Source organism: Undibacterium paludis (genome assembly GCF_022568815.1).
In the GTDB taxonomy this organism is placed as follows: Bacteria; Pseudomonadota; Gammaproteobacteria; order Burkholderiales; family Burkholderiaceae_D; genus Undibacterium.
In genome coordinates this window covers 718,187-739,485 of sequence record NZ_JAKZHX010000001.1, presented here as the reverse complement: position 1 = coordinate 739,485, position 21,299 = coordinate 718,187, and the positions used below count along the sequence as shown (strand labels likewise).

The window sequence follows — 21,299 nt, the reverse complement described above, 5'->3', positions numbered from 1 at the left end:
CTTTGCGTTTTTGGCGCGTTCGTTCCGTATACGCGAGAGGGGCAGGAGTCCGGGAGCATGCATTGAAAGTTAGGGAAGAATTGTTGTCGCAAACGCTACGGGAGAGGTTGGCCTTTCTAGAGTTGCGCGCTTTTTTCACAGGCAAGCTCAGTCGCGGCGACATCGAGACTCGGTTTGGGATTAAACCGGCGGCAGCGTCGCGCGACTTGCGCATTTACCGCGAGATGGCGCCGGGAAATCTCGATTACGACCTTGCGGGCAGGCGCTACCGGCCCACGGCGTCATTCGACCCTATCTTCAAGTTCCATTGCGAGCGCGTGCTCGCATGGCTGTTGCTGGGGTTCGGCGATGGGTTGGAGCTCGGCCTCAAGCTGGCCACGCCATGCGAGGGGCCTGGCCAATTGGTGCAGCCGGACATGGCGACCCTAGGCGTCATCACCAGGGCTATGTGTGCCAAGCGCCCGGTCAAGATCAGCTATCTGTCGATGTCGTCAGGGCAGAAGCGGCGCGAGATCGTGCCGGTTGCGTTGGCCGACAACGGTTTGCGTTGGCACGTTCGGGCGTTCGACCGGGAGCGGCAGCGGTTCGGCGACTTCGTCCTGACCAGAATCGTCAAGGCGCAAGAGATCGATGGCGAGGCCGAGGAGCGGGAGCTTCTCGGGGCGGACGAGCAATGGTCGCGGATCGTGGATATGGAGCTGGTCCCGCATCCCGGCGTCAAGTGGCCCAAGGCGGTGGAGGCGGACTATGCCATGAGCGATGGCGTGCTGCGGATGAAGACGAGAGCGGCTTTGGCGGGCTACGTCCTGCGGCGTTGGTCGATCGACGCGACCCCAAACCACTGCCTTGATCCGGCATCGCATCACCTTTGGCTTCGGAACACTCCCACCCTCTACGGGGTGGAGAGCGCCGTGTTGGCGCTTGGGGCTGCGGCCGAGAACTGAATACAGAACATAGACACAAAGAAGAATACCGAAGGGAATAACATGCTTGGATTGCAATTGCGCGACGAGTTTCGCGGAACGAGGCTCCGTGGAACAACCATCGACTTCAATAACGATGCGAAGACGGGGGCCTTGGACATGGAAGCCAAGGACTTCTTGGCGATCACGTATCCATCGATCGACCTGATTAAATCGATCAAAGCGGTGGCGCCAGGATCGAACAAAGCGGTGGTCATGGTCGGCAACCGTGGGCAAGGTAAATCCCACTTGATGGCGGCGGTTTGCCACATGCTTAGCGATCCTGATGCCGGCGAGACTTGGCTCAAGGCATGGTCGGACAGGGTTGGTCAACCTGAATTGGCTGGCATGTCCTTGCGATCGAAATTGCATGTGATCGCGGAGCCTTTGCACGAACATCGATTCGCCTACCTCTGGGACATCCTCTTCGCGCGTCATCCCAGGGGCGAATTCGCTAGGGGGAAGTGGGAGGGACGAAAAACGGAGGTTCCAGGAAAAGACATCTTGATGGAGATGTTCAAAGAACAGCCTACGGCGCTTTTGCTCGATGAGTTTCAGACCTGGTTCGATGGCCTGAGCGATGCCAACGGGGAGCCTCGACAAGTCTGGGCCTTCAATTTCATTCAGCTATTGTCTGAAATCGCTGAGAACAATCCTGAGCTTTTGTCGCTGGTCGTATCCGTCCGAGAGGGTAACTCCAATGCGGCCCAGCAGCTTTTCCGCGTCAATCCTGTTCGAGTCGACTTTAAAGGCGAGCAGGCGCAGCACGATCGCCGCAAGCTTTTGCTCTACCGTATTTTCGAGAATCGGATCAACATTCCTGCGGGGCAGATCGAGCCGTTGATCGCGGCCCACGTTTCGGAGTTCATGAGGTTGTCCAGCAAGCCAGGGTCGGAACTTGAACGCCACAAAGCCAGATTTTCCGAATCATGGCCATACTCGCCTGAGCTTTTGCAGCTTCTTGACGATGAGGTCATTTTCGCTGTGCAGGCGCAGGGCACTCGGGACCTGGTTCGCATCTTGGTCGAACTTTTCAAGGCATCGGGCGACAAGGTTCCTGTCATTACATCCGCTGATTTCGAGCTGTCAGGCGATGACCGTGGCAGCGCCGCCTCGCTCATCGACACCGTCGGCATTGAGCATCACAAGCAGCTTCGCGACAAAGCCCTGCGCAATTTGACCGCTGTGCAGGAGGCCTTGGGTGGCGATCTCTCTCAGGTTCCCCACCTTCGCGAAATCGTCAGCGCGCTTTGGTTGCGCTCGCTCTCGCTTGACAATCATCGGGTTGGAGCCGAGCCGGAAACTCTGCAAATTGATGTCACTCGCGGCTCAAAGGTCGACGACAACGCTTTCCAAGCGGAATTGGGAACGATCGAGAACAACAGCTACAACATCCACAAGCTTGGTTCGCGGTTGGTATTCAAGCTTGAAGAGAATGCTCGCACCCGTTTGTTGGCGCACGCCCGCAACGACAAACTTTTCCAAAACGGCGAGGACGTGGACTATCTCGCTACGGAGATTCGCCATGTCATCGGCGGCGACGCTCAGTTGTCGGGCATGTATCGGACCATTGTGCTCAAACGCGAATGGAGCAATTCGCCATGGGAAGAATTGGATGAGCGCGATCGGCCGCAATCATGGGACACGCGCATGATCCCGATCATCGTGTTGCCCATTAGCCCTGACACTTTAGATGCGACATTGGGCCAATGGGTGAAGAAATTCTTGGTCTCGGGTCGAAATACGCCAAGGTTCCTTCTTCCACGAAAAGGCGAGGAAGGCACCATTTACCAAGACCGAGAGTTGATGATCCTGGCTCGCGCTGCGTTTTTGGCCAAGGACTGGGCGAAAACGGAAGCGGCATATCGTGCCTTGGCGACCGAGTTCAACAATCAGATCAAGACCAAAGTTGCGGATCGCTTTGATCGTTTTGCAATCTTGCGGACGTGGAATAGCGAGGATGCCCCGAAGTGCGTCTTTGATGCCGAACCGCACGGCTCCAAAGCAGAAAAGATTCCCGTCGCGATCCAGGACAAGATCAGGCAAAACCTCTTTGTCGCGGAGGAGTTCGACGACATGGTAGTTTCGTTCGCCCAGCGCAGCTTGTCGCTTGCGAAACTGCTGGCGGAATTGCGCGAGCCTCGCGGAGGCAAGGAATGCATACCGTGGCTAGGCGAAGCGGCGGCCAAGGATGCCGTTCTCGCGGTATGCGCCGATGGGCGGGTTGCCATCAATGTGCGTGGCTTGCGGTCGCTGCAACGAGCGCCCGGCGAAGATGCCGATGTCGCCTTGAGGCGCATGAAGCGCGACTTTGACGTTGCTGGAAAACAGTTGGAGGACACGCTGTTGACATTGCCTGGCACGCCACCGCAGAGTTCTGGGCAGCCTGGTGCTGGTGAACAAGCTCCAAGCGGGACGCAACCGCTTCCGGGCATTCCAGGCCTGCCAGGCCAAACGGGGCAACCGCCAATAAATCCGTTCGGTCAGCCACCCGCGCCAGGAGACGGTGGTGGAGCGTGGCCGGCGCCGGCAATCATGACCACAAAGTTGAGCGCCGATCCGACATCGGGCTTGAATCTCCTGAGCCGTGTCGCGGATTCATGGCGAATCCAACCAGGCACGACCATAAGGAATGTGTCCCTGCGCATCGAAAAGCTCACTGGCGCGCAACTTCAACAGATCATCAGGACATTGCCTGATGGCCTTTCATACGGGCTCGATGCCGAGAAGGAGGAATCCTAATGAGTGTCGATTCCACATTGCTTGATCGGCTTTTGATCGAGCCGTCGCAAATAGCATGGCGACTGATATTCGATGAGCTATGGCAACGATTGTCTGTCCCCATCGTCGGCGATCCAGCTTCCGAATTGGTTCGGCGCGACAAGTTGGTCGAAGGTCTCGACCTGGTCCTTTCCAGCTCTGCGTGGGAGCTATGGCGCGACTTCGAGTCTGCTGCTCCAAGCAATGCCAAAGCGATTGAAGAATTTTGGAATCAGGTACAGGGCGGCAAAGCCGTGTTGGTCCTTGATGCGCTATCGCTGCGGGAGGTGCCGTGGCTATTGGCGGGGGCTGAAAGTCGTGGCTACAAGATCAAACAAGCGAAAGCTTGTGCCTCGGCCCTGCCTAGCGACACAACAAGTTTTGCAAAGTTATTGGGGCTGCCTCAACGCTCAGCTTTGACGGCTGGCGCGGTGAATTCTTTAAAACTCGCAGGCGCTGCGACAGCTCTCTTTGATCAGCCTTGGCAGGAGTGTGCTAACACGTTACCCAACAGCCCGTCTCTTTTCGTTTGGCACGAGTGGCCAGATTCGTTGCTGCACGACTACGCGGCACCAGGCAAAGGGTTGGCGCCGTTGGCCCAGGCAGTAGGCGCAGTGCTGTGCGGCGATGAGTTCTGGTCTTTCATCGACCGTCTAGCAACAGGACGAACGCTGGTGATCACTTCCGATCACGGCTATGCCGCTTCGGGTCAATTCGGTGATGTCCATGACTTGGTTCAGAAGGATTATTTGGCCTCGACATACGGAGCGGAACGGTTCGCTTCATCGCAGGATCAGGTAGGCTCGGCTTGGGCTCCACCGTTGGATATTGCGATGACGACGACGCGTGGTGCTTATCGTTTTGTCTTGGGGCGACGTTCATGGAGCGTCGCGGGAGGCAGGAAAAATTTGGCTCATGGAGGGATTTCGTTGCTTGAAGTGGCGTCCCCCTTCATTGAGATAGTCAAGCAGAATTGAGGACTCGCATGGCGACTCAAAAAAAATCAAGCAAGCCCAAGGCAGAGCAAGTCCTCGACGCGGTATCGGCGTTGTTGGAAGCGGGCAAGCTGCAGATGCTGGAGGGGCTCGACTTCTCCAATCCAAATCGGCCGAAGTCGTGCCTCGAGGTCGACTTCCCGATTTTGCCGATCAATGAGGTTGCGGTCATTGAGGGCAACGCAGACAAGCCGATCTACCAGGTCAGCAAATATTGGGCGCGCAGATCTTCCAGCGTGTTCCGGGCGATGCTCATCGCGGCCGCATCAAAGGCTCCGACATCGGAGCGACAGGTCGGCGCGGCGGTATGGAAATCTTTTTATGGTAATCACCAGGGCAATCCTAATTTCTCGAAATTGAAGGTGGCGGACATTTTCATGGGCGGAGGCACCACGTTGGTAGAGGCCGCGAGACTTGGAATGCAAGTGGTTGGCAACGATCTCAATCCGATGTCGTGGTTCGTAGTCAAGAGCGAGCTTGCGCAGACAACCAAGGAGGAGGTCCAAGCTCTTCTGGCCGATATCGACCACAAGGTTGGATCTTCTTTGCGACCGTATTACGCGCATTCCTGCCCCAAAGGACACAAAGGTCGCTGGTTCTCGAAACTCACGGGACTGGATCAGCCAGAGGGCTTTGATCCGACCGCCATTCCATTGGCGGATAGGGCGCAGTATGGCTATGAGGGGCCGGAGCTGATTTACACCTTTTGGGCAAAACATGGGCCGTGCCAGGCCGATGGCTGTGGGCATCGAACGCCGTTGATGGGCAATCCCGTATTCGCGAAGAAGACGCTCACGGTTAAGGCGTGGAAGGATAGACCTTGCGGGTCGTGCGGCACCATCTTTGATGTCGAGCAACGGCCCGCGCGTATGGCTCCAAGTGAGCCGTATGTGGTGGCGGGAGGTGAGAAGCCATATGCAGTCATGGACGAGACCGGGCAATATTTGTGTCCGAAATGCGGAAGCGCATGCGTAGATCAAATGGCCGTTCTTACGGGCGAATCCGCAGTGCTTGGCAAGAGCGAAAATAAAAAGATTTTGCTGAGCCTCATGGTTGACCCGCTTTGGCTTAAGGGTTCTGGGCCAGTTGATGCAAGCGGAGCCCCATTGGGCGGGAGTGCGACAGATTCGGCTGAGGCCAATGTTCGTTGGTATCGCGAACGAGCCAAGACTATAGGTTTCATTGAAATTCGTGGCGAGGTTCTTCCAGCGAACGTGATTCACCCTGTCACCGGAAGGTCGATCTCGACTGTGGTTGGCACGGCTGAGATGAAACAGACGGCGTTAGGTATGCAACCGCGCAAATCTTCGTTCTCATGTCAAGCCCCGACATGTGGCCGGGGATCGGATGTCCTTGATGCTGTGCGTGCAAGCCATAAGACCGGGCCAATGTCGCCCTTTGCATATCACGTGCATTGCCCACAGTGCGATGCCGCTGGCGAACCATATTCCGGCCGCTCATTTGTGCCGGCAAACGATGTGTCCGCCATAGTCGCGAGTGAATTGGAGTGGGCTGGTCGCAAGGACGCTGACCTCGCTGGCTACTGGCCCACCGATGAATTGTCGGTCGGATGGAAAACCCATAAATGGGGCATTCCAGATCACGGCTACACACATTACTGGAAAATGTTCAATACGCGGCAATTGCTCGTATTGGCGCAACTTTTGAAGGCGATAGTCGAGAGCCCGGTGGGTAGATGGGAAGCAAAGGAAGCTCTGCTCGGTGCATTCCAGCAATACATACGCAATCAGAATTTATTGTGTTTTTGGGATGAAGGTTACGACAAGCTCGTGCCACATTTTTCAGGAAACAACTACTCGTTGAAATCAAAGCCGGTCGAGAACAATTTTGACGCCAGGCTCGGACGTGGAAATTGGCAGTCGTGTGTCGAAGGCCTTATCGAATCGCTAGAATGGCGCGCTAATCCATGGGAACGCGTGACTAAAACGGAGCTTCAACGCAAATCGAAAGACCTTGCCAAAGAGCTCAAGCAAGGGAAAAGCATCAAGATCAAGGTTGGCGATCCAGTGCTGGATAACGTCGTGCTCACATGTGGCTCATCAACTGACCTTCATCACATTGGTGCGGAAAGTATCGACATGGTAATTACGGACCCGCCATTCAGCGAGCTGGTCCAATATTCAGAGCTGTCTGATTTTTTCTATGTCTGGCTTGCGCCTGTCCTAAGATCTCGCTACCCGGAAATATTTGGGAATCCGTTTACGCCTAAGACTTTGGAAGCGGTGGAGAATCCATATCGCCAAGGAAAAGACGCCAAGGCTTTCTACCAGCGAATCTTGACCGAGTGCTGGCGAGAGGCGCATCGAATCATCAAGCCGGGCGGGCTGCTTGCATTCACTTTCCACCATAGTGAAGACGGCCCATGGGTTCAGGTTCTGGAGAGCCTGTTCTCAGCGGGTTTCTACTTGGAGGCCACCTATCCAATCCGTGGGGATGAGTCCAAGGGAGATTCGCAGTTTGGCTCGATGAAGGTAGAATACGACATCATCCATGTCTGCCGCAAGCGCGTTGATGAGCCTGAAATGATTAGTTGGGCGAAGCTGCGTCGCAAGATTTCCGACGATATCCAGCAGCTCAAGGATTTGCTCGAACAGCATCAGCATGACGGATTGCCGAAGGCTGATTTGGAAGTGATCAAGCGCGGCAAGGCGTTGGAATATTTTTCCAAGCACTACGGCAAAGTCTATGTCGAGCGTGGTCGCGAATTTACTTTGCCTGAGGCTTTGTCTGGCATTCGCCAGCTCATCGACGATAGCGAAGGTGGCATCGTGCCGCCAGTGTTGGCGGAGCCCTATACGCGCCAGTTCTTGCGCATCTTCGATCAGATTGCCGTCGTTCCTCGCGACCAGATGATGAAGTTCCTACGAGGCACTGGCACCGAGCTTGATGTTTTTGAAAAGCTTGGATGGTGCGTCGAGGAGAAGAAATCGTTCCACCTCGTCTCCCCCTTGGAGTTTGCGCAGGCATGGCGGGGCAAGCCGCGAAAGGGGATGTCGGGCGACCTTGATCAGGCCCTTTTCTTGATTGGCGCGTGCTATCCCGACAGCGGAATCCGCGTCGACGAAACCCTGAGCAACCCAAACTTCATTCCGCACCCGGCAGTGGCGGATTTGTTGGAATGGCTTGGATCTCGCGGTGGCTTGGCAGAGATGCGCAGGGCGTCGCATCTTGCCAAGCAGTTGTTTTCTAGGTGGCTTGCCGATCACAAGGGCAAAGAGGAAGACGGCAAGCGGCAATTTGATATGTTTGGGGAGGCGTAATGAGCAGTCCGATAGAAATCGATGTTTGGTGGCGCCAGGGGCACTCGATCCTTTGGGACGCAGCGAAGCTCGCGGCCTTGTGTGGCCCCAAGAATCCCATCAGCCTTCGACAGCTCCTGAGATTCAAGGCGGCCGGGTGGGTCGGCGTTGACGATGTGTTGATTCGGGATCGGGCGCTGGTTGTGGCTGGTCTCGATGGAGCCTTGGATGCATTGCACCCCGACAAAGCCACAGATTGGCTTGAGCAGTCGATCTATCCGGTGATCTTGTCGTTCCAGAAATCGGTGGCGTCGGGCGGTCGCGAGGCGGCTCTGATTTTTTGGTTTGCCGATTCGCGCCGGTTCACATATCGACAGGCCGAGCAGGCAGCCTATTGGCATTGCAGAAGCGCGCAAGGCTCAAAGGAAATTCCGCTTGGACGTTGCCTGTGGAATGGCTCCGAGCCCAATAGCCAGGAAATCAGGATGAAGGACAATATGCCGCCGCGTTTATCGGGTTATTACCTTCAACGGATTTCCTGATGGCGTTGGCCGTCGAGGGCGCTCCAGCGCAGATCATCCATCCCGGCCAACGGGTAAGGCACGTTCAGTTCGGCGAGGGCGTCGTCGTATCGGCGGTGTCCGATGGCTATGTCCGCGTGTTCTTTCAGGGGGGCGAGCGCCAGGTCGCGGTTGATGCGTTGCTGCCTGCTTTTGGCAGGACTCAGCGCGTGGTCGTCAACGTCGGCCAAGGCCGCGAAAGGGCTCGCAAGGCGTGGCTCGCATGGCAGGCCCATGTCCTGCCGTTGATGGAGAGTGCCGCCTCCCTCACATCGGCCAAGATCGATCTGCTTCCCCATCAAGTCGTTTTGACCCATCGCGTGACGACCACGGCGCCGCGCCGCTTCTTGGTGGCCGACGAGGTGGGCCTAGGCAAAACCATCGAGACCGCGCTGATCCTGCGCGAGCTGGCCAGCCGTGGCGAGCTGAAACGCGCCTTGATGGTGGTTCCGGCCGGCCTGGTCAACAACTGGCACCGCGAGCTCAATGAGGTGTTTAACCTCAACTTCGAGGTGTTCGGCTCCGAGGGCGACGTGACGGACCGGAAATCCAATGCATTCGCCAAGCATGATCGCCTCATCGCCAGCATCGACACTCTGAAGCGCAAAGCGCGGGTGAGGAAACTTGAAGAAGCGCCGAAATGGGACTTGGTAGTATTCGACGAGGCTCACCATCTGACCGCCTTCAAGTCGGGGGGTAAGGTCAAGAAGACCGAGAATTACAAGCTGGCCGAATCTCTTCGTGACCACAGCCGAGATTTGCTTTTGCTGTCCGCGACTCCCCACCAGGGTGATCATTTCCGTTTTTGGATGCTGATCCAGTTACTGGATTCGACCTTGTTCAATTCTCCCGAAGAGATGGTGCAGGAGCGCCACCGGCTCAACTCGGTCGTGGTGCGCCGAACTAAGGCAGATGCGTGCAAGCCGGATGGAACCGCTTTGTTTGCCAGGCGCTGGGTCCACACCGAGTCGTTTTTGATGAATGACCGAGAGCGGCTGTTCTACTCTGGGCTCAACGAATACCTGCAAGACGGCTTCGCGCTGGCCAAACGTCAGGGAAACAAGGGGATGGCTCTGGGCTTTGTGATGACGATCTTCCAGAAGATCGCCGCGTCCAGCTTCGCTGCGGTCGCGCGCACGCTGCGCCGCCGCCTCATAGCGTTGACGGTCCACGAATCCCTGATGCATGACGAAAACCGCGACATCGACCGCCGCGACGAATCCTTGCGTGAGGCCAAAGACCTGATCCGCTCGGAGCTCGGGCTTGGGGATGATCGCCTGGCCGACATCGAGGTCGATCGCGCCCTTGGTGACATCCAGCGCAAGATATTGAAGAAGCTCGACGAGGAGGCCATGGACATGGCTTCCAACGTGTCCGATGAGGTCGCGCTGGCCACCGCCGAGGATTCGGCGGTGGCGTCTGTTGCTCTCGCCTTGCCTGAGGAGCGCCTGCGCATCAAGGATTTGCTGCGCAGATTCCCCGGGGAGACCGAGACCAAAGTCCAAAAACTGCTGATGGCGTTGGGAGCCCTCTGGCGTCAGGACGCGGGCGAGCGCGTGGTGATCTTCGCGACTTACCTGGGCAGCGTCGAGATGCTAGGCCAGATGATCGAGCGCGAGTATCCAGGGCAAGGTGTGGTTGTCCTCAAAGGCGGCGACCATGGCAGCAAGGCCGCTGCAGAGAAGCGGTTCAAGCAGGCAGATGGCCCGCGCGTGATGATTTGCACTGCGGCGGGGCGCGAGGGGCTCAACATGCAGCATGCTCGCGTGCTGTTCAACTTCGATCTGCCGTGGAATCCGATGGATATGGAGCAGCGGATCGGACGCATCCACCGCTATGGCCAGAAGCACACGGCCCAGGTCTACAACCTGGTGTTGTCCGACACGATCGAAGGCAAGATTTTCTTGCTGCTCGACGAGAAGCTCACTGAGATCGCCAAGACGCTTGGCAAAGTCGACGAACACGGCGAGGTCGCAGAAGACCTGCGTTCTCAAATTTTAGGCCAACTCTCCGAGCGGCTGAGCTACGAGAAACTCTACGCCGAGGCGTTGGGAGACCCTGAGCTAAAACGCACGCGCGTCGAGTTGGAGGCGGCGATGACCAATGCGAGTCAAGCGCAAGCTGTGGTCTTCGAATTATTCCAAGACCTCGGCGGCTTCAACATCGACGACTATAAGCCTTTATCTGACACTTCGGCGGGGATGGGTGCATTGGAAAGCTTTGTCAAGGCGGCGGTGGAATCTGAGGGTAAGAAGTTTGCCTCTGCCGGTCATGGCGTGTGGCAAGTTATCGGCGTTGATGGCACCACGGTTGAGGCCAATTTCGTGTCAGACCGAGATCGAGCGTTGGCCGACGAAAACCTATCCTTGCTTGGCCTCGATCACCCATTGATTGCTGGATATCTCGATGTTCTAAGGTCCACAGAAGCCGAGAATCTTGGTTTGTCTGTAAAAAGTGCGGATGGCCGTGAAGGTATACTGTCTTTGTGGCATGTAGTCGCTACAGACGAAAAACATCGACAGCGATCTATAGTCGTTGCTCTAGCGGTGGATGAGAAAGGAAGGCGATCGCCGACAATGGAGAAGTTCGTTGATAATTTGTTCGATTCGGAACCGTCCGTACCTAAATTAGGTCGCAAACAGGCTTCCGAGAGGCTTACATTGATTCTCGAGCCCATGCTGCATCGAGATATTGTTCACAAAGGAATTGTCAAACAAGGACAGGCGTATGAGACTTATTTGATTGGATGGATTGAGCTCACTTAGCAACTAAACACGTTGAAAAATATGAAAAATATGAAAAAGAGGAGAGCATATGGTTCATATGACTCCCCATTAGTTGACTTTTCGTATCATGATTTGGCTTATCTTCGGTTCTTTACAGTTATTAACTTTAATAATAATGGGTGGCCGATTTCTTTTAGCACTTTCAACATTGACCCGTTGCCGCGACAGTACCACTACCGCATCTACGCTACTTAAACTCCATTGAGCACAGCATCAATTCAGATCGGTAGAGTTTGATTGTCGATCGCGAATGAAATTCAGAATGAGGTACGACATGACAAGTTTTATCTATTCTGTCAAGATACCTAACAAGAATGCTTATCTTGGATAACAGTGCCCTAATTGTCTCCCTCGTAATCGACAAATTGTTTCATCGAATAAGGATCTAAGACCGTGGATTCACGTACCTTTAACGTTCAGCAAATATTTCAAGACCGTCGTCAATACCGCGTACCATTTTATCAACGTCCCTATGTCTGGAACAAAGAAGATCAATGGGGTCGACTTTGGGAGGATATTCGTGAAAAGGCAGACATCCGCATCACTGGCGACAAGGCAGTTCCACACTTCATGGGTGCCGTCGTATTAGAACCGCAAAAAAAAGCGGGGCTGCTTGGTGTTGAGCGCCATCACATCATTGATGGCCAGCAACGGCTCACTACATTGCAATACGTGCTCAGAGCTCTAATGCACACATTGCGGGAATGCGAGCAGGTAACTTTCCTGCCCATTATAGAATCGTGTCTTGTTAATACGAATCCAGAAACGATGGACGACAAGACTGTAGAGCCATTTAAGCTCTGGCCGACTTTCCGTGATCGCGATCAATATGTTCAAGCTATGACCGCCAACTCTATGGATGTCCTTCGGGATCGCTTCCCCTCTAGTTTCACACAGACTGGAAATGTTCGTAAGATTGGCGTTGAACACCCGCCAGCGCTGGAGGCGATCGCATACTTTCGTGCAGCAATGACGGAATGGATGCTGGAGCAGTCTGATATTCCACCTGCTACTTCCACGATGGCACTTGCCACCGCAGTGTTAACCGATATTTCCGTTGTTTGTATATCACTTGGTGAGGACGATGATGCTCAAGTGATTTTTGAGACGCTCAACGGACACGGGGCAGCGTTACATTCTACTGATTTGATTCGGAATTTTATATTCATGCGGGCAGGGAGTAATGCTGACGAACTTTATGCAACACTTTGGTCGCAGTTCGAGTCGCCATTGTGGTCTGAGGCACAGTCACGCGGTCGCTTGAATCGGCCAAGACTTGAATGGTTTGTCCAGACAACAGTTCAAGCAGAAACTGGTGAGGAAATTGATATTGGTCGGCTGTATGCCGAATATCGCCGCTTCATTGACCATTCTGCGCAGTTGCATACAGCAGACGCGCAGCTTGAAATGCTTAATAGTTATGCTGAGCAATATCGCGCATTGGTTACAGGTACTGGCGAAACTCCAGTGGGTGTATTTGGACGCCGTATCAGTGTTTGGGACGCTTCTCCAGCACATGCCCTCGCTTTGAGAGTGGCGGTATCGTCTTTGTCGCACATCGAACAGAACGAGATTTTTCGATGTATAGAATCTTACCTTGTGCGTCGCGCAATTTGTGGACTTACGCGAAAGAGTTACAACAAGGTATTTGCGCAGCAACTGAAAAAACTACAGGCCGGAAAATTGACCTCAGCTGCTTTTCGAGCGACTCTGGCAGAATCAAGTGGTGCTGCCGCACGATGGCCGCGCGACGAAGAGTTTCGACGGCATTGGATGGAAGGTGAAGTTTATCCAGGACGTTTGGATCCAGCAAAATTGCGTGCAATTTTTCATAGGCTGGAGACTGCGATGCGATCTGAGAAAAGTGAGGAGCGTGTACCACTGGCTTTCGACACATTGGATATCGATCATATTCTCCCACAGACTTGGCATGCGTATTGGCCATTGCCAGATCAAACCAGTGCAACTGCTACCGATATAAGTCAAGCTCGTATCCTGCAATATGCCTCCGACAGCTTAGATGTGCGGTCTAAACTCATCATTGAGCGCGAGCGCGCGGTTTCACGAATTGGCAATTTGACGCTCGTGCACTATGGGGTCAACCGGTCTTTGCAAAATCATGCATATGGACGGAAGCGTCAAGCCTTATTTGAGCATTCAAATCTTCAGCTTAATCGCGATCTGATGACTCGTCAGCAGTGGAACGAAGATGCAATAGCTGAACGAGGAGAAAAACTGTTTGACATAGCGCGTGTAATTTGGGCGGGTCCAGACTCATAGTAAAGTACTCAATATTTTTAGTGTCGGTTCCGCTCTCTTCGCAAGAGTCTTATTAATTTCTTGGTTCCCTAAGTGAGGTTATACGAGTTCTGGGTAGCAGCGCTGATGCTCGTAGGTTCGGTGTTAGTGCTTCATGTATGTGTAAGTTCACACCGTCTGACGGCGATTTTCTCGATGCTATTACCACGAGATGAAAATTCGGAAATAGACCGGACTCATTGATTTTTCGTTGCAGAAACAAAAAGGCCAACTTATTTAGGTTGGCCTTTTTTTGCGCTATTATTGGTCGCTTCAGACGTCCTCTAATCACTGTTACAAAAAGTTTTCAAGCATTGTATCGATGGGAATACACGTTTGACGAATTTCTATATAAAGAAGGGCAGATTGCAATAACTTCGACTTTTTGATTGCAAAAATCTACTCTTGATTGCACTAACTTTGAATGCCTCCGCTATCGCAGCACATCAAACATCAATATTCCCCGCCCGCAACGCATTCCCTTCAATAAACGCCCGGCGCGGTTCTACGTCGTCGCCCATCAGTGTCGTGAAGATCTGATCTGCGGCAATCGCGTCTTCGATCTGCACTTTGAGCAGGCGGCGGACTGTGGGGTCCATGGTGGTTTCCCAGAGTTGTTCGGGGTTCATTTCGCCCAGACCTTTGTAGCGTTGTTTGCTGACGCCGCGTTCGGCTTCGTCGCGCAGCCATAGCATGGCGCTGTGGAAGTCTTGTACGGCGATTTCCTTGGCTTTTTCGCCTTCGCCGCGGCGGATGAAGGCGCCTTCGGTCAAGAGGCCCTTGAAGGTGGCTGCGGCGTTTTCGAGTACCTTGTAATCGGCACCGTCAACAAAGTCTGCGTCGATGCTGCTGACCTTGATGTTGCCGTGGTACAGGCGTTCTATACGCAGGCTGAATGCGCCTGAGAGTTCGTCGCTGCGTACCACTGCCTTGACGGCATTGTCGGCAATGGCGGCAGTCAGGGCGGTGGCAGATGCTTCTGCGTTTTCTGCAGTGTCCAGTTTCAGCGTCACGCCGGTCATGATGGCGGTGAGGGCGGCGCGGTCGATGACGCGGGTCAGGCGGGTCATGACGGCGTTGGCCAGGTTGTACTGGCGCACCAGTTCGCCCAGGGCTTCGCCATTGATGGGCGCGCGGTCTGTGCCAGGCACGAGGGATGCGCCGGTCAGGGCCACGGTCATCATGTAGCTGGCTTCTTCGGCATCATCCTTGAGGTAGCGTTCATCGCGGCCAGCCTTGACCTTGTACAGTGGCGGCTGGGCGATGTAGATGTGGCCGCGTTCTACCAGTTGCGGCATCTGGCGATAGAACAGGGTCAGCAGCAGGGTGCGGATGTGGGCGCCGTCAACGTCTGCATCGGTCATGATGATGATGCGGTGGTAGCGCAGTTTGTCGGCATTGAATTCGTCCGGGCCTATGCTGGTGCCCAGGGTGGCGATCAGGGTGGTGATCTGTTCGCTGGACAGCATTTTTTCAAAGCGGGCTTTTTCTACGTTCAAGACTTTACCGCGCAGTGGCAAGATGGCCTGGAACTTGCGGTCGCGGCCCTGCTTGGCAGAACCGCCCGCAGAGTCACCTTCGACGATATACAGTTCGCACAGGGCGGGGTCTTTTTCCTGGCAGTCTGCCAGTTTGGATGAGAGGCCCAGGCCGTCCATGACGCCTTTGCGGCGTGTCAGTTCGCGGGCTTTGCGGGCTGCTTCACGGGCGCGTGCTGCTTCAACGATCTTGCCGCAGATGATCTTGGCGTCGTTGGGTTTTTCCATCAAGAAGTCGGTCAGGGTCTTGGCGACGATTTCTTCTACCGGGCCGCGCACTTCGCTGGAAACGAGTTTGTCCTTGGTCTGGGAGCTGAACTTTGGCTCTGGCACTTTGACGGACAAGACGCAGGTCAGACCTTCGCGCATGTCGTCGCCGCTGACTTCTACCTTGGCTTTTTTGGCGAATTCGTGCTCTTCAATGTACTTGTTGATGACGCGCGTCATCGCGGCGCGCAGGCCGGTCAGGTGGGTGCCACCGTCACGCTGCGGGATGTTATTGGTGAAGCACAATACCTGTTCATTGTAGGCGTCGTTCCATTGCATGGAGACGTCAACGCTGATGGTGGTGTTCTGGTCAGACTGGCGCTCGCCCGTCGCCTGGAAAATGGTGGGGTGCAGGACGCTCTTGTTTTTGTTGATGTATTCCACAAAGCCACGTGTGCCGCCTTCAAAGGCAAACAGTTCTTCTTTGCCGGTGCGGTGGTCGTTGAGCTTGATGCGTACGCCATTATTCAAGAAGGACAGTTCGCGTATGCGCTTGGCCAAAATTTCGTAATGGAATTCTACGTGCGTGAAGATTTCTTCATCTGCCCAGAAATGTACTTCAGTGCCGCGCTTGTCAGTGTCACCAATGACCTTGATGGGGGAGGTGACGACGCCATCAACAGTTTCCAGCTCGCGGTTTTGCGCCACGCCCTTGGCAAATTCCATGGCGTGGACCTTGCCGTCGCGGCGTATGGTCAGCTTGAGCAGTTTGGACAGGGCATTCACGCAGGATACACCCACGCCGTGCAAGCCGCCGGATACCTTGTAGGAGTTTTGGTCAAACTTGCCACCTGCGTGCAGCTCGGTCATGACGATTTCTGCGGCGCTGCGTTTGGGGTCGTGCTTGTCATCCCATTTGATGCCGGTGGGGATACCACGGCCATTGTCGGTGATGGAGATGGAGTTGTCGCTGTGGATGGTGACGTTGATCTCGGTGCAGTGTCCTGCCAGGGATTCGTCAATGGAGTTGTCCAGCACTTCAAATACCAGGTGGTGCAGGCCGGTGCCGTCCGAGGTGTCACCGATGTACATGCCGGGGCGTTTACGCACGGCTTCCAGGCCTTCCAGAATCTGGATTGATGATGCGCCGTATTGACTTGGCTGCGCTGGCGTGTTGTCTTGGGTGTTATCGGACATGGCTACCTTCTAAAAAAACGAACTGTTTTGGACAATTGTGTCAATCGCCCAATGTGAAACACATTCAAAAACTGTTTTGTCATTTCTGTGCAGGTGAGATTCAGTGTTGACGCTGTTGATGAGCTACGGCATAACAAAAGACACTGGATTCCCGCCTGCGCGGGAATGACGGTATGACGATCGCCGTGAACAATCAGGCCCACGGCATCTGTCAATATCTACAACTTATATCCGCATCGGCATGACGACATATTTGAAGTCGGTGTTGTCAGGGATGGTGATCAGGGCTGATGAGTTGGAGTCGCCCAGCGACACAGATACCTGGTCGCACTTGAGGTTGTTCAAGACATCGAGCAGGTAGCTGACGTTGAAGCCGATGTCGACGCTGTCGCCGCCGTAGTCGATTTCGATTTCTTCCATCGCTTCTTCCTGGTCGGCATTGGTCGACAATATCTGCATGCTGCCAGGGGTGATCACGCAACGTACGCCCTTGAACTTGTCAGACGTCATGATCGCGGCACGCTGCAAGGAACGCAGCAATTGTTCGCGGCCCAGGGTGAAGCTGTTTTTGTAACCCTTGGGGATGACGCGGTTAAAGTCAGGGAACTTGCCTTCGACGAGTTTGGAGATCAGTTCAATATCGGCAAAAGTCAGTTTGACCTGGTTGTTGGCGATATCGATCTGTACCGGGTCTTCTTTGTCTTCGAGCAGGCGCTGCAATTCCAGGATGGTCTTGCGCGGGATGATGACTTCATGGCGCGGGAACTCTTGCTCGACTTCGACCTGGCAGAAAGCCAGGCGGTGGCCGTCGGTTGCCACGGCAATGACGTTCTTGCCATCAACGACCAGCAACAGGCCATTGAGGTAATAGCGGATGTCTTGCTGCGCCATCGAGAAATGCACCATGTTGAACAGGTGCTTCAGGGTTTTTTGTGGCAGGTTGACGCTGGCATTGAAATGCTCGGCCTGGGCCACGGTAGGGAATTCTTCCGCCGCCAGGGTTTGCAGAGAGAAGCGCGACTTGCCTGATTGCACGCTCATTTTTTTGTTGTCGAGCTTCAGGACAACATCATTGTCATCCGGCAGGGCGCGCAGGATATCGAGCAATTTGCGGGCAGCCACGGTAGTGGCCGTGACGTCGCCGCCCGAGCCTATGGCTGCCTTGGTCGTGATCTGCACTTCGATGTCCGTGGACAGGAACGACACCTGTTCACCGTCTTTGCGAATGAGGATATTGGCCAGAATCGGCAATGTGTGCCGACGCTCGACAATACCACTCACAATTTGCAAAGGCCGGAGCAGGGTGTCCCGGTGGGTTTTAACCAATTGCATTTGAATATCCTCACTAAATGATGGTGATAAGGAACTTAAATTATCTCTTACTGTTTTTTTATAAACTGCTTCACATATTTACTGCTGTCATGCTTGTTACTTTGGTGCATATTGCGCACCTCACAAATTTTTCATTCCCTACCTTCCCCTTGAAGGGGAGGGAGTCACTGCATATTGCCAAATTTCTTTATCGTTCTGCGCAAACGGCTCTTGCGCAGATGGATCCCAGCCTGCGCTGGGATGACGTTAATACTTTTCTTGTTGCTTTAAACATCTGATACCTCAATACGGTCCGTACCCTCAAAACCGTCATTCCAGCGCAGGCTGGAATCCCGCGGCGTTTGTTGCTTACGCGTACCGCTGATTCCAGAGCAAAACTCTTGCCAACCGTAGGGTGCGCCGTGCGCACCGTTTTTGCTGGCTTTACTGCCTTGGTGCGCATGGCGCACCCTACGAAACTGCTAATTACAAATCCAATTGCACATCCTACAACATCCCTGCCATCACCCCTTGAGCGTTTGCTCTAATACGTGCAGCTCATGGTTGCATTCAGGGTTTTTGGTGCGGTCCGCGGCGATCTTACGTACTGCATGCAAGACCGTGGTGTGATCGCGGCCGCCGAAGAGTTCGCCGATCTCTGGCAGGCTCTTTTGCGTGAGTTCCTTGGCCAGGTACATCGCAATCTGGCGTGGTCTGGCGATATTGGCCGGACGTTTTTTCGAGTACATGTCGGCGACCTTGATGTTGAAAAAGTCGGCAACGGTCTTCTGTATGTTTTCTACCGATATCTGGCGGTTCTGCACCGATAGCAAGTCCTTCAGCGCTTCTTTCACCACATCAATGGTGATTTCTTTGCCGTGGAAGCGGGAATAAGCGAGGATCTTGCGCAGCGCGCCTTCGAGCTCACGGACGTTGGAGCGCAAATGCTTGGCGACGAAGAAGGCGACATCATCAGAGATACTGACGCCTTCTGAGTGCGCTTTTTTCAGCAAAATGGCGACGCGCATTTCGAGTTCTGGCGGTTCAATCGCAACGGTCAGGCCAGAGTCAAAGCGTGAGATCAGGCGGTCATCCATGCCGGTGATTTCTTTGGGGTAAGTATCACTGGTGATGATGATCTGCTTTTTGGCGGCGATCAGGGCTTCAAAGGCATAGAAGAACTCTTCCTGTGTGCGGCTCTTGCCGCCAAAGAATTGAATATCATCGATCAGCAGCAGGTCCAGCGAATGGTAATAGCGCTTGAACTCATCAAAACCTTTGCGCTGGTAAGCGGTCACTACGTCGCGCACATATTGTTCAGCGTGGATGTAACGTATCTTGGCATTCGGGTTATCAACCAGTATCTGGTTGCCGATGGCGTGGATCAAGTGCGTCTTGCCGAGGCCAACGCCGCCATACAGGAACAGCGGGTTGTACGATACGCCAGGGTTGTTGGCGACCTGTATGGCCGCAGCGCGTGCCAGCTGGTTGGCCTTACCGGTGACGAAGCTGTCAAAGGTCAGGTCGGAATTGATGCGGCTTTGTTCCCGGCGTGGCGATACTTCTGGTGCGGCCGGTTCAGACATCATTTCTGGCATGCTGCCCTGGGCATCGAGGTCGGCGTTAGCGCCTTGCGGGCGTGGTGCGGCCGCTGCCGGCGCAGGCTTTTTATTACTGCGCGGGTCTAGCACGAACTGCACTTCAACCTCGTCATCCCAGAACTGTTTGGCCAGGTCCGTGATGCGGCCGGCAAACTGGGCCTTGACCCAGTCGAGCTTGAAGCGGTTAGGCGCAGCAATGCGCAGCTTGCCGTCTTCAAAATCGAGCGGTACCAGCGGTTTGATCCAGGCGCTATATTGTTGCGGTGGAAGCTCTTGCTCAAGTTGGGACGAACAGGCCTGCCAGAAATTTTCCATGTATGACTTTATTTATTAAATGCAAATGCGCGGTGCCGAATTAAATTCTACCGGTGCGATATATAGGATATAAAGGACTTACTACAGGACTTACGCAAAACCGCCCCAGCTGCGTTGCAGCTCCTGCATTTGGCAAGATTTAGCAAGATTCGGTACTAAAGTACTGTCTTCGTCGCTACGTCTTGCTGGGACATTTTACGTAAGCCCTGTTTAATTACCCTGAGGATTGCGCCTCTATCGCTGGGTGAGTTGTCTTAAAGACATAAAACGGTGCCGCGCTAATCCGCTATTTTAACCCCGCTTGACCGAGTTATCCACAGGTTTGACCTTAAATTTATTCTTTGCATTGCACCAATAAATGTGCGTGCATTGATTAAAATTTGCGCTAAGTGATTGACAGTCAAAGCAAAAATGGTGTCTAATTCAGGGTTCCCTACCCTCTTTTATTGGTGCGGCTCTGATTATCAGTTAATGATAGGTCCTGGCTTCACACCATGAGCAGCGGTTTTGGGGCAGTAAAGGCGAAAGGCCTGACGAAAATGTGCAAGCCGGAGTCGCACCCAAGACAGCCTTTATCCGTAATTCCGATTTTTTTTATTGCTCAAATAGCGAGACCAACATGAAACGTACTTACCAACCTTCCGTCGTTCGCCGCAAGCGCACTCACGGTTTCCGCGCACGCATGGCAACCCGTGGTGGCCGCGCTGTTCTGAACGCACGCCGCGCCAAAGGCCGTAAACGCCTGGCAGCTTAATGATCAGTTTTTGGTCTGCGGCAGCTTTGCTGAATTCGCATGATCAATCCTATAACTGAATCAGTTCAGGCAGGCGCAGGCGGTGCAGATTTTGCACGCGTCAGGCGCATCGTTAAAACGGATGAGTTTTCATCCGTTTTTCGTTTGCGCCCCGTGCAAAAGACTGCGCACTTTGTGCTGTATGCCAGGACCAATGATTTGCCGCATGCCCGCCTGGGTGTGGTGGCGGCCAAGCGCTTTGCGCCCCGTGCCGTGACGCGCAATACCATCAAGCGTGTCACCCGCGAGATTTTCCGGCAGTCAGCCTTGCTGAATGTCGATTGCATTGTGCGTTTGTCCCGTCCTGTCAACAGCAAGGACGGGCCGGCCAGGACTGCCCAGCTCAAGCGCGAGCTGAGGGCAGAAATCGTACGCCTGTTTGCCGGACCGGCAAGTTCAGCAAAGGCAAACTGAGATGAAAAAACTGCTGCTCCTGCTGCTCAGGTTTTATCAACTGGCAATCAGTCCGATGCTGGGGCAGAACTGTCGTTTTTATCCCAGTTGTTCTAACTATGCGGCCGAGGCCATCAAGATACATGGTGCTGCCAGGGGGAGCTTGCTGGCAGGCAAACGCTTGTGCAAATGTCATCCCTGGCACCCAGGCGGCGTCGATCATGTGCCGCCCGCTAGTGAAAAATCGCAAATCGCCCCCACATCTGCCCGGTGCTGCCATGATGGCAAGCATACTGGTCATTCTTCACCCCTTTCCTGATACA

The 21,299-nt window shown here is 54.3% G+C and carries 13 protein-coding genes; 10 read left to right on the top strand and 3 right to left on the bottom strand.

Going from position 1 to position 21,299, the window contains the following annotated elements:
• Positions 1–62: 62 nt before the first annotated feature.
• From LZ463_RS03275 to LZ463_RS29195, 7 genes are all read left to right on the top strand, one after another.
• Positions 63–944: a WYL domain-containing protein gene (locus tag LZ463_RS03275; protein ID WP_241453804.1), complete on the top strand. Its 882-nt coding sequence runs from the start codon at positions 63–65 to the stop codon at positions 942–944.
• A gap of 42 nt (positions 945–986) precedes the next feature.
• Positions 987–3,704, top strand: coding sequence for a DUF499 domain-containing protein (locus LZ463_RS03270; RefSeq protein ID WP_241453801.1), 2,718 nt, complete (start codon positions 987–989; stop codon positions 3,702–3,704).
• The gene (locus LZ463_RS03265; RefSeq protein ID WP_241453800.1) at positions 3,704–4,699 is read left to right on the top strand and encodes a hypothetical protein; all 996 of its coding nucleotides are present in this window, start codon (positions 3,704–3,706) and stop codon (positions 4,697–4,699) included. Before LZ463_RS03270 ends, LZ463_RS03265 begins: the two co-directional genes overlap by 1 nt.
• Before the next feature lie 8 nt (positions 4,700–4,707).
• Positions 4,708–7,998 (top strand): DUF1156 domain-containing protein, encoded by a 3,291-nt coding sequence (locus LZ463_RS03260; protein ID WP_241453799.1) that lies wholly within the window; start codon positions 4,708–4,710, stop codon positions 7,996–7,998.
• Positions 7,998–8,519, top strand: a complete 522-nt coding sequence (locus LZ463_RS03255; protein ID WP_241453793.1) for a hypothetical protein — start codon at positions 7,998–8,000, stop codon at positions 8,517–8,519. The genes LZ463_RS03260 and LZ463_RS03255 overlap by 1 nt, the downstream gene beginning before the upstream one ends.
• Positions 8,519–11,302: a DEAD/DEAH box helicase gene (locus LZ463_RS03250; protein ID WP_241453791.1), complete on the top strand. Its 2,784-nt coding sequence runs from the start codon at positions 8,519–8,521 to the stop codon at positions 11,300–11,302. The genes LZ463_RS03255 and LZ463_RS03250 overlap by 1 nt, the downstream gene beginning before the upstream one ends.
• 414 nt (positions 11,303–11,716) lie before the next feature.
• Positions 11,717–13,603: a DUF262 domain-containing protein gene (locus tag LZ463_RS29195; protein ID WP_241453788.1), complete on the top strand. Its 1,887-nt coding sequence runs from the start codon at positions 11,717–11,719 to the stop codon at positions 13,601–13,603.
• Positions 13,604–14,067: 464 nt separating this feature from the next.
• Here LZ463_RS29195 and gyrB read toward each other — a convergent pair whose 3' ends face one another.
• The 3 genes from gyrB to dnaA all read right to left on the bottom strand — a co-directional run bounded on the left by gyrB (position 14,068) and on the right by dnaA (position 19,790).
• A complete protein-coding gene (gene gyrB / locus LZ463_RS03240; RefSeq protein WP_241453787.1) occupies positions 14,068–16,563 on the bottom strand; it encodes a DNA topoisomerase (ATP-hydrolyzing) subunit B in 2,496 nt (831 codons plus the stop codon).
• A 225-nt stretch (positions 16,564–16,788) separates the two neighbouring features.
• Complete coding sequence (gene dnaN, locus LZ463_RS03235) at positions 16,789–17,895, bottom strand: DNA polymerase III subunit beta (protein ID WP_241453786.1); 1,107 nt, start codon at positions 17,893–17,895, stop codon at positions 16,789–16,791.
• 503 nt (positions 17,896–18,398) lie between these two features.
• The gene (gene dnaA / locus LZ463_RS03230) at positions 18,399–19,790 is read right to left on the bottom strand and encodes a chromosomal replication initiator protein DnaA (RefSeq protein WP_241453785.1); all 1,392 of its coding nucleotides are present in this window, start codon (positions 19,788–19,790) and stop codon (positions 18,399–18,401) included.
• Between the two features lie 619 nt (positions 19,791–20,409).
• On the opposite strand from dnaA, the gene rpmH reads away from it, so the two are divergent.
• From rpmH to yidD, 3 genes are read left to right on the top strand one after another with little or no spacing between them, the layout of a single operon-like run.
• Positions 20,410–20,544 carry a 50S ribosomal protein L34 gene (gene rpmH / locus LZ463_RS03225; RefSeq protein ID WP_061535510.1) on the top strand — a complete coding sequence of 45 codons (135 nt, stop codon included), beginning with the start codon at positions 20,410–20,412 and terminating at the stop codon, positions 20,542–20,544.
• A 39-nt stretch (positions 20,545–20,583) separates the two neighbouring features.
• Complete coding sequence (rnpA, locus tag LZ463_RS03220) at positions 20,584–20,997, top strand: ribonuclease P protein component (RefSeq protein ID WP_241453783.1); 414 nt, start codon at positions 20,584–20,586, stop codon at positions 20,995–20,997.
• A gap of 1 nt (position 20,998) precedes the next feature.
• Positions 20,999–21,295 carry a membrane protein insertion efficiency factor YidD gene (yidD, locus tag LZ463_RS03215; RefSeq protein WP_241453781.1) on the top strand — a complete coding sequence of 99 codons (297 nt, stop codon included), beginning with the start codon at positions 20,999–21,001 and terminating at the stop codon, positions 21,293–21,295.
• The last annotated feature ends 4 nt before the right edge of the window (positions 21,296–21,299 follow it).